Origin of the sequence: Streptococcus sp. UBA3373, from assembly GCF_002360305.1 — a bacterium.
GTDB classification, from domain to species: domain Bacteria; phylum Bacillota; class Bacilli; order Lactobacillales; family Streptococcaceae; genus Streptococcus; species Streptococcus alactolyticus.
On the sequence record NZ_DEQF01000006.1, the window covers coordinates 1 to 9,235 of the forward strand.

Below are 9,235 nucleotides of genomic sequence, written 5' to 3' on the forward strand. Positions count from 1 at the left end.
ATGTGAAAAGTCGTGCTGGTAAGCAAATCAGCACTTTTTTCCATGCGGATTTGGATGAGATAATCCTTGAGAGAATAACCTGTTTCTTCCTTGAATATCTTGTACAAGTAGGAGCGATTTAGATTGAGCTTTTTGGCAATATCACTAATTTTTAATGGTTTTCCATATTGTGTGTGAATGATTTTTTTAGCTTGCTTGATGTAATTTTGAATCAAAATACTGCTATCAGACATTGCTTTGCTTGGAAATTCTTCTATTAGAAACGCTAGCAATTTGTAAAGTTCAGCAATCAGCTGAAGCTCTGTAATGTCATCGAGTTTTTGATCACGGAATTGTGTTAATTTGACTAGCTGATCGAGGATTTTAGAGTTGAGCGTTGAATGACAAAAATAGTGTTCAAGAAGTTGTGTTTTATTTAAGATGCTTTCAGCTTTTGAGCCACTAAATCCAACCCAAAGATAAGTCCAAGGGTGCTTGCTATCAGCTTGGTAGAAGGTCACTTTTTCTTTTGGCAAAATGAACATATCACCTGTTTTAAGTTCGGTCGTTGTGCCATCAATTTTGAAAGTTCCTTTGCCATCAACAATGAAATGAAGGACGTAGTTATCCCTAACAGTAGGTCCAAAAGAGTAGTTTTTATCACAAATCTCAGCACCATAATGGTCGACGTTCAGGTCAAAATTATTCGTGCCAAATTCGTTGTAGGTATGTAGAATATTCAAAGTATCAACTCCTTTATAAACAACATTTTACCATATTTGCCCAACATGATACCATTCAAGAGGTAAATAAATGATGGTAAAATTTTAGTAAACAAAGGGAGGAATTATCATGGGAATTCGCATCGAAGGGAATCTTTTTTACATTCAAAGTAAAGAGATGTCAATGATTATCGAAAATAAAGAAGGGGATTTGCTTCTTCGTCATATTGGAGGCAAAATCGCCAAATATCACGGCTCAAACGCTATTTTGGAGAAGGACCACGCTTTTTCAGGAAATCCAACTCCAGATAACCGCACCTTTAGTTATGATACACAACGCCAAGTTTTTGGTGTTCATGGATTCGGAGATTTCCGACAACCATCTCTAAAAATAGCACACGCTAATAACGAATTGACACAATTTAAGTTAACATCTAGTGAGATTTTACATGGTGCAAAAGAAGCAACAGGATTACCTAATCCACATTCAACAGAAGATGCCGAAACTTTAGTTTTGACACTTGAAGACAAAGTCGCTGCGCTAGAATTAAAACTTTACTACACTGCTTATGCTGATTGCAGCACTATTTCAACTCATGCTGAGGTTCGAAATTTATCAGATAAAGCAGTTGTTATCAATCGTGCTTTGTCAACCATGCTTGATGTGCCAGCTTCTGCTTATGATGTGGTGACATTGCAAGGTGCTTATGCACGTGAAAAAACGGTTCGTCGTCAAAAAGTTGAACAAGGTATTTTCACAGTTGCTTCAAATCGCGGTGCTTCAGGTCATTCCCATACACCTGCCATGATTTTATGTGAGCATACAGCAACAGAAGATGCTGGTCAGGCTTTAGCTCTTCAACTGCTTTACAGCGGTAATTTCCAAGCTTTTGTCCAAAAAAATCAATTGAACGAAGTTCGTTTAGGTATCGGAATCAACGATGATAATTTTGCTTGGCAACTATCAGCTGGCGATAGCTTTGAAACACCAGTGGCTTTGATAACCTTTTCAAATCATGGTCTTGGAAAAATCACTCAAGAAAGTCAATTGTTCATTCAAGATCACATCATGCCAAAACAATTTGCACATGCTGAACGTCCAATTCTCATTAACAATTGGGAAGCGACTTATTTTAATTTCAAAAAAGAAAAATTGCTTGATTTAGCTGACGAAGCAAGCAAACTTGGTATCGAGCTTTTTGTTCTTGATGACGGTTGGTTTGGTAATCGATTTGATGATAATCGTGCGCTTGGTGACTGGGTTGTCAACGAAGAAAAACTCGGTGGACCTCTGAATGACTTGATTGCTGAAGTGCATGCCAAAGGTTTGAAATTTGGTTTGTGGTTTGAACCAGAAATGATTTCTGTTGATAGTGACCTTTATCGTGCGCATCCAGATTGGGCTATTCAAGCTGAAGGTCGTGGTCATACTTATTCTCGTAATCAATTGGTGCTCAACCTTGCAAATCCTGATGTCGTAGCCTACATCAAGGCAGCTATTGATAAGATTTTGACAGAAAATACTATTGATTATGTTAAATGGGATTATAACCGTAACATCACAAATATCGGAAATGGTGATACTTATCTTGCGACCCAAATGCAATCTCATGCTTACATGCTAGGTTTGTATGATTTGGTGTCTTATTTGACAGAAAAGCATAGTAACATTCTCTTTGAATCTTGCTCAGGTGGCGGTGGTCGAAATGATCTTGGTATGCTGCGCTATTTCCCACAAGTTTGGGCTAGTGACAATACTGATGCCATTTCACGTTTGCCAATTCAATACGGCTCGAGTTACCTTCACCCAACCATTTCAATGGGCTCTCACGTATCAGCAAGTCCTAATCACCAAATGGGACGCACAACACCGATTGAAACTCGCGGTAATGTTGCCATGATGGGAAATCTTGGCTATGAACTTGATTTGACCAGCTTGCCACAAGCTGAAAAAGATGTAATTACTGCTCAAGTTGCTCACTACAAAGACATTCGTCCAGTGATTCAATTTGGTAAGCAATATCGCTTGATTAATCCAGAAGAAGGGTCAAATGAAGCAGCGGTTCAATTTGTTTATGAAGATAAGGTAGTTGTCACTTATGTTCGCACACTTTCAACCATTGAAATCATTGAAACAACACTTAAGTTGAAAGGATTGGAAGAAGAGGCAACTTACCAACTACAAGGGATAGATCAAGTCTTCTCAGGGGCAGAGCTCATGTATGCGGGCCTCACAACGATTCTCCCACAAGGTGATTACCTCAGTAAACAATACTATTTCGTGAAACAATAAGGAGGTTTTCCATGAAATGGCCTAAACGATTAATAGTGACTGGAGTGGCAATGTTGACAGCGGCAGCTGCTTTGACATTGACAGCTTGTTCAAAAAACAGTGATTCCTCTAATGATGGCAAGGTAACTATCGAATATTTCAACCAAAAAACAGAAATGGTTGGTACGCTAAAAGAAATCATTAAGGATTTTGAAAAAGAAAATCCAAAGATCCATGTTAAAATGACCAGTGTGCCAAGTGCTGGTACCGTCCTAAAAACACGTATGCTTGCAGGCGATGCTCCAGATGTCATTAACATTTACCCTCAGAACGTTGATTTTAAAGAGTGGGCAAAAGCAGGTTACTTTGAGAATATGACTGGAAAATCATACCTTGAAAACATCAAAAATCATTACGAAAAAAATTATGCTGTCAACGGCAAAATTTATAGCGTCCCGCTATCAGCCAACGTTTCAGGGATTTATTTTAACAAGACAAAATTTGAAGAATTAGGCCTCAAAGTTCCAGAAACTTGGGATGAATTTGAAACACTTGTTAAACAGATTAAAGCTGACGGTGAAACGCCATTTGCGCTCGCTGGCAGTGAAGGTTGGACTTTAAATGGTTATCACCAATTAGCTTATATCAGTGTGACTGGCAGCGGTGATAAGGCAAATGATTATCTTCGCTTTTCTCCGGTGAATTTTATTTCAACTTCAGATAGTGAAGTTAAAGAGGTGCTAACGCGTCTAGATTTACTTGCTGATAAGGGTAATCAACAAACTAACTGGCAAGGTGCTTCCTACAATGATTCTGTAGTGGCGTTTGCAACTGGAAAAGCCTTGATGATGCCTGGTGGTTCATGGGCTTTAGCTGCCATCGAGCAACAAAATCCAGATTTTGAAGTATCAACATTTGCATTTCCTGGTGAAAAAGCTGGTCAGGAAGTAACTGTCGGTGCAGGTGATTTGGCCTTATCTATCTCATCATCAACTAAGCATAAAAAAGAATGTGAAGCATTCATTTCTTATATGGCTTCAGCTAAAGCAATGCAAAAATATTATGACGTCGATGGCTCACCAGTATCTGTAAATGGTGTGGTTGAAGACGAGAACTCTCCCCTTGCTCCGCTTTATCAATTAGCTTTTACAGATAAGCACTATGTTTGGCTTGGTGAAAATTGGACAAGCGAAGAAGACTTCTTTAGTTTGACAGCCAATTATTTGATGAGCAAAGATGCTAAGCAATATACAGATGAATTAAATGTCTTTTTCAATCCGATGAAAGCCGATGTGACGAAGTAGGAGGAAACTAGAATGCGAAAATTTTTAAATAAATATTGGGGCTGGGTGTTCTTGATTGTTCCCTTGATTTTACAAGCAATTTTCTTCTATTTCCCAATGATTCAAGGTGCTTTCTACAGTTTTACAAACTGGACTGGATTGACTTACAATTTTGATTTTGTTGGTGTCAATAATTATAAAATCTTGCTAACGGATACCAAATTCTTTAAAGCTCTTGGCTTTACTTTGATTTTGACCATTGCGTTAATTATCGGTGAAATTGTGATTGGTATCTGGGTGGCGCGTGCTTTGAATGCTAAAATCAAAGGTCAAACGTTCTTTAGAGCTTGGTTCTTTTTCCCAGCTGTTTTGTCAGGGTTGACAGTGTCTTTGATTTTTAAACAGGTTTTTAACTATGGTTTGCCTGCTATCGGTGAAGCTTTGAACATTGAATTTTTGAAAACAAGTCTTTTAGGAACAACTGGCGGTGCTGTTTTTGCAGCAATCTTTGTTATGTTGTGGCAAGGTGTTGCCATGCCGATTATTCTCTTCCTATCTGGTCTTCAAACCATTCCAAGTGAGATTACAGAAGCGGCCGCAATCGATGGCGCAAACAGCAAACAAACGTTCTGGAACATTGAATTACCATATCTGTTACCAAGTATTTCTATGGTCTTTATCATGGCACTAAAAGGTGGCTTAACAGCTTTTGACCAAATCTTTGCTTTGACTGGTGGTGGACCAAGTAATTCAACAACATCAATCGGACTTTTGGTTTACAATTATGCCTTTTCAAGTAACCAATACGGTTATGCTAACGCAATTGCCTTGATTCTTTTTGCCATCATTGTTCTTGTTTCAGTGTTGCAACTTAAATTATCAAGTCGTTTTGAAGTATAGGAGTGAGTGAGAGATGAAAAAAGAAGAACGTTATAATACTTTTTGGAAATATGTGCTCTTAATTGCGGGTTCAATTCTGATTTTGATTCCTTTATTAGCAACTGTCTTTAGTTCATTTAAGACAACTAAGGATATCATGCAACATTTCTTTGCTTTTCCAAATCCTGTCACTCTAAGCAACTACACACGCTTGCTTGCTGATGGCATCGGACATTATTTCTTAAATTCAACGATTATCACCGTTGTATCAGTGATTTTGGTGACTTTATTTATTCCTGCGGCTGCTTATTCAATTGCTCGTAATATGAGCAAAAAACGTGCTTTCAATATCATGTACAGTTTGTTGATTTTGGGAATTTTTGTGCCATTTCAAGTTATCATGATTCCAATCACAGTAATGATGAGTCGACTTGGCTTGACTAATATTTGGGGTTTGATTATCTTGTACTTAACATATGCTGTACCACAAACCTTATTCTTGTATGTCGGATACATCAAGTTAAGTGTTCCTGACAGTTTGGATGAAGCAGCTGAGATTGATGGTGCTGATAAATTCACAACTTATCGCAAAATCGTCTTTCCAATGTTAAAACCAATGCACGCTACAACTTTGATTATCAATGCACTTTGGTTTTGGAATGACTTCATGCTTCCACTCTTGATGCTGAACAAATCATCAGACTCTTGGTCATTGCCACTTTTTCAATACAACTACACAGGACAATACCTCAGCGACTACGGACCAAGCTTTGCATCATACGTCGTTGGTATTATTACTATCACAATCGTTTACCTCATTTTCCAAAAACATATCATTTCAGGAATGAGCAACGGCGCAGTGAAATAAGGAGTCGACGCAGTGTCATTAAGACACAAGGAGGCTCATCTTTTTCACCCAGCTTGTAGCCCGAGTTCAACTTTTGCTGGGTGCTAAAATCCAAAAGGGTAAAGGAGTAACTATGACAATACAAAATAAAACAATGCTTATTACTTACTCAGATAGTCTGGGAAAGAATTTGAAAGAATTAAATGAAAATCTTGGCAAGTATTTTGGAGAAGCTGTCGGCGGGGTTCATCTTTTGCCATTTTTCCCGTCAACAGGTGACCGTGGTTTTGCGCCAGTCGATTATGATGAGGTTGATGCTGCATTTGGGGATTGGGATGACGTGAAGGCATTGGGTGAGAAGTATTATCTCATGTTTGATTTCATGATTAACCATATTTCTCGTCAATCAAAATATTACAAAGATTATCAAGAAAAGCACGAAGCTAGTGCTTACAAGGATATGTTTCTTAACTGGGATAAATTTTGGCCAGAAAATCGTCCGACACAAGCTGATGTGGATTTGATTTACAAGCGTAAAGACCGCGCACCAAAACAAGAAATTCACTTTGCGGACGGTTCAGTTGAGCATCTCTGGAACACATTTGGTGAAGAGCAGATTGACCTTGATGTGACAAAAGACGTGACCATGGATTTCATTCGAAAGACCATCGCGCATTTAGCTGAAAATGGTTGCGACCTTATTCGATTAGATGCTTTTGCTTATGCAGTTAAAAAATTAGATACTAATGATTTCTTTGTAGAACCAGAAATCTGGGAATTGCTTGATAAAGTCCGTAGCATTGCTGCGGAATCTGGTACAGAGTTACTTCCAGAAATTCACGAGCATTATTCGATTCAGTTTAAAATCGCTGAGCACGATTACTATGTTTATGATTTTGCCCTTCCGATGGTGGTTCTTTATAGCCTTTACAGCGGAAATGTTAATCGTTTGGCGAAATGGCTTAAAATGTCTCCAATGAAACAATTTACGACACTTGATACGCACGATGGTATTGGAGTTGTTGATGTCAAAGATATCTTGACGGATGAGGAAATTGATTACACGTCAAATGAACTTTATAAAGTAGGTGCCAACGTCAACCGAAAATATTCAACAGCCGAGTATAATAATCTTGATATCTACCAAATCAATTCAACTTACTATTCTGCGCTTGGGGATGATGACAAGAAATATTTCTTAGCTCGTTTGATTCAAGCTTTCGCGCCAGGCATTCCACAAGTGTATTATGTTGGCTTTTTAGCTGGTAAAAATGATCTTGAATTGTTAGAAAAAACAAAAGAAGGTCGCAATATTAATCGTCATTATTATAGCAGTAGCGAAATTGCAGAAGAAGTCAAACGTCCAGTTGTTCAAGCTTTGCTAAAATTATTTACTTTCCGTAATCAATCGGCTGCTTTTGACCTGGATGGCAGTATTGAAGTTGATGAACTTGATAGTCACACAATTCTTATTACACGCCGTAATCAAGGCAGTAGTGTTGTCGCACAAGCAAAGATTAATCTAAAAGATTTGACTTATCATATCACAGAAAACGGTCAAGAAATTACCTTTCTATAAAGCTAAAAGCAAGGGATTATCCTTGCTTTTCTCTGCATCTAGGTTTGAGTAATGCAAACGATTGCGTGAAACAAAAGAAAAAGCTAAAATAGAGACAAAGAATTCTAAAATGAGGTGCGTTATGGAAAAACATTGGTGGCACAAAGCAACGATTTATCAAATTTATCCAAAATCTTTTAAGGACTCAAACGGTGATGGAGTTGGTGATTTAAAAGGAATTATCAGTAAGCTTGATTACCTGCAAAAGCTCGGAATTACAGCGATCTGGCTCTCTCCAGTTTACCAGTCTCCAATGGATGATAATGGCTATGACATTTCAAATTATGAGGCGATTGCTGATATTTTTGGCGATATGTCTGATATGGAAGAATTGCTAGAAGAGGCAAAAGCGCGTGGTATCCGCATCATTATGGACTTAGTGGTTAATCACACGTCAGATGAGCACGCTTGGTTTGTTGAAGCGCATGAAAATCCTGATAGTAAGTATCGTGATTTTTACATTTGGCGTGATAAACCTAATGAGCTCGATTCTATTTTTGGTGGCTCTGCTTGGGAATATGATCGCAAAACTGGGCAATATTATTTGCACTTTTTCAGCAAGAAACAACCTGATTTGAATTGGGAAAATCCGCTGTTACGCCAGTCTGTTTATGATATGATGAATCGCTGGATTGACAAAGGTATTTCTGGTTTTCGTATGGACGTGATTGACATGATTGGGAAGATTCCTGACCGCTTAATCTCAAATAATGGTCCAAAATTGCACGACTACCTTAAAGAAATGCACCAAAAAACTTTAGCCGGAAAAGATTTGTTAACGGTTGGTGAAACTTGGGGAGCAACTCCGGAAATTGCTAAGAAGTATTCATCGCCAGCTGAGAAAGAATTGTCCATGGTCTTTCAATTTGAGCATATCGGTCTTCAACACAAGCCAAACGCTTCAAAATGGGAATACGAAAAAGAGCTAAATGTTCCTGCTCTCAAAGCTATTTTCAACAAATGGCAGACAGAACTGGAACTTGGTCAAGGCTGGAATTCCCTTTTCTGGGACAATCATGATTTGCCGCGCGTGCTTTCTATCTGGGGTGACACTGACGATTATCGTGAAAAATCAGCCAAGGCGCTAGCCATTTCCTTACACTTGATGCGAGGAACGCCTTACATCTACCAAGGAGAAGAAATCGGCATGACTAACTATCCTTTCAAAGATTTGGGAGAAATTGATGATATCGAGTCACTAAATTTTGCCAAAGAAGCCCTTGAAAATGATAAGACACCAGAAGAAGTCATGGATAGCATTCGTATGATTGGACGTGACAATGCTAGAACACCGATGCAATGGGATAATGGCAAGAATGCAGGATTTTCAACAGCTGATAAAACTTGGTTACCAGTTAATCCCAATTACACAGAAATTAATGTACAAGCAGCTCTAGACAATCCAGATTCTATTTTCTACACTTACCAAAAACTCATCAAACTTCGCAAAGAAAACGATTGGTTGATTGATGCGGATTTTGAACTTTTGGATACAGAAGATAAGGTTTTTGCTTATCTTAGAAAAACAGCAGATGAAACTTATTTAGTAGTTGCAAACTTATCAAATCAAGTCCAAGCCTTTGAAACAACTCTTTCTTATCAAGAAACTATCATCAGTAACACCTCAGAGTTAAT

7 protein-coding genes are annotated in these 9,235 nt (G+C 38.2%); 6 read left to right on the forward strand and 1 reads right to left on the reverse strand.

From position 1 onward, the window contains the following. On the reverse strand, positions 1–722 hold a 722-nt coding region (locus B3R79_RS01110), incomplete at its 3' end, for an AraC family transcriptional regulator (RefSeq protein WP_293693195.1). 109 nt (positions 723–831) lie between these two features. Here B3R79_RS01110 and B3R79_RS01115 point away from each other — a divergent pair. The 6 genes from B3R79_RS01115 to dexB form a co-directional block, all read left to right on the forward strand. Next, complete coding sequence (locus B3R79_RS01115) at positions 832–2,994, forward strand: alpha-galactosidase (protein WP_293693196.1); 2,163 nt, start codon at positions 832–834, stop codon at positions 2,992–2,994. Between the two features lie 11 nt (positions 2,995–3,005). Further along, positions 3,006–4,277 (forward strand): extracellular solute-binding protein, encoded by a 1,272-nt coding sequence (locus B3R79_RS01120; protein ID WP_293693197.1) that lies wholly within the window; start codon positions 3,006–3,008, stop codon positions 4,275–4,277. Positions 4,278–4,289: 12 nt separating this feature from the next. Beyond that, positions 4,290–5,156: a carbohydrate ABC transporter permease gene (locus B3R79_RS01125; RefSeq protein WP_154454112.1), complete on the forward strand. Its 867-nt coding sequence runs from the start codon at positions 4,290–4,292 to the stop codon at positions 5,154–5,156. A gap of 13 nt (positions 5,157–5,169) precedes the next feature. Next, on the forward strand, positions 5,170–6,003 hold the full coding sequence (locus B3R79_RS01130; RefSeq protein ID WP_003063108.1) for a carbohydrate ABC transporter permease: 834 nt from the start codon (positions 5,170–5,172) through the stop codon (positions 6,001–6,003). Positions 6,004–6,115: 112 nt separating this feature from the next. After that, a complete protein-coding gene (gtfA, locus tag B3R79_RS01135) occupies positions 6,116–7,561 on the forward strand; it encodes a sucrose phosphorylase (RefSeq protein ID WP_014293867.1) in 1,446 nt (481 codons plus the stop codon). A gap of 121 nt (positions 7,562–7,682) precedes the next feature. Further along, positions 7,683–9,235 (forward strand): glucan 1,6-alpha-glucosidase DexB (dexB, locus tag B3R79_RS01140; protein ID WP_293693198.1); only part of this gene is annotated, 1,553 nt, incomplete at its 3' end.

Bases quoted from the DNA above. Each gene is read 5' to 3' on its own strand.
- gtfA (WP_014293867.1), top strand. From the start codon at position 6,116: ATGACAATACAAAATAAAACAATGCTTATTACTTACTCAGATAGTCTG.
- B3R79_RS01130 (WP_003063108.1), top strand. From the start codon at position 5,170: ATGAAAAAAGAAGAACGTTATAATACTTTTTGGAAATATGTGCTCTTA.
- B3R79_RS01125 (WP_154454112.1), top strand. From the start codon at position 4,290: ATGCGAAAATTTTTAAATAAATATTGGGGCTGGGTGTTCTTGATTGTT.
- B3R79_RS01115 (WP_293693196.1), top strand. From the start codon at position 832: ATGGGAATTCGCATCGAAGGGAATCTTTTTTACATTCAAAGTAAAGAG.
- B3R79_RS01120 (WP_293693197.1), top strand. From the start codon at position 3,006: ATGAAATGGCCTAAACGATTAATAGTGACTGGAGTGGCAATGTTGACA.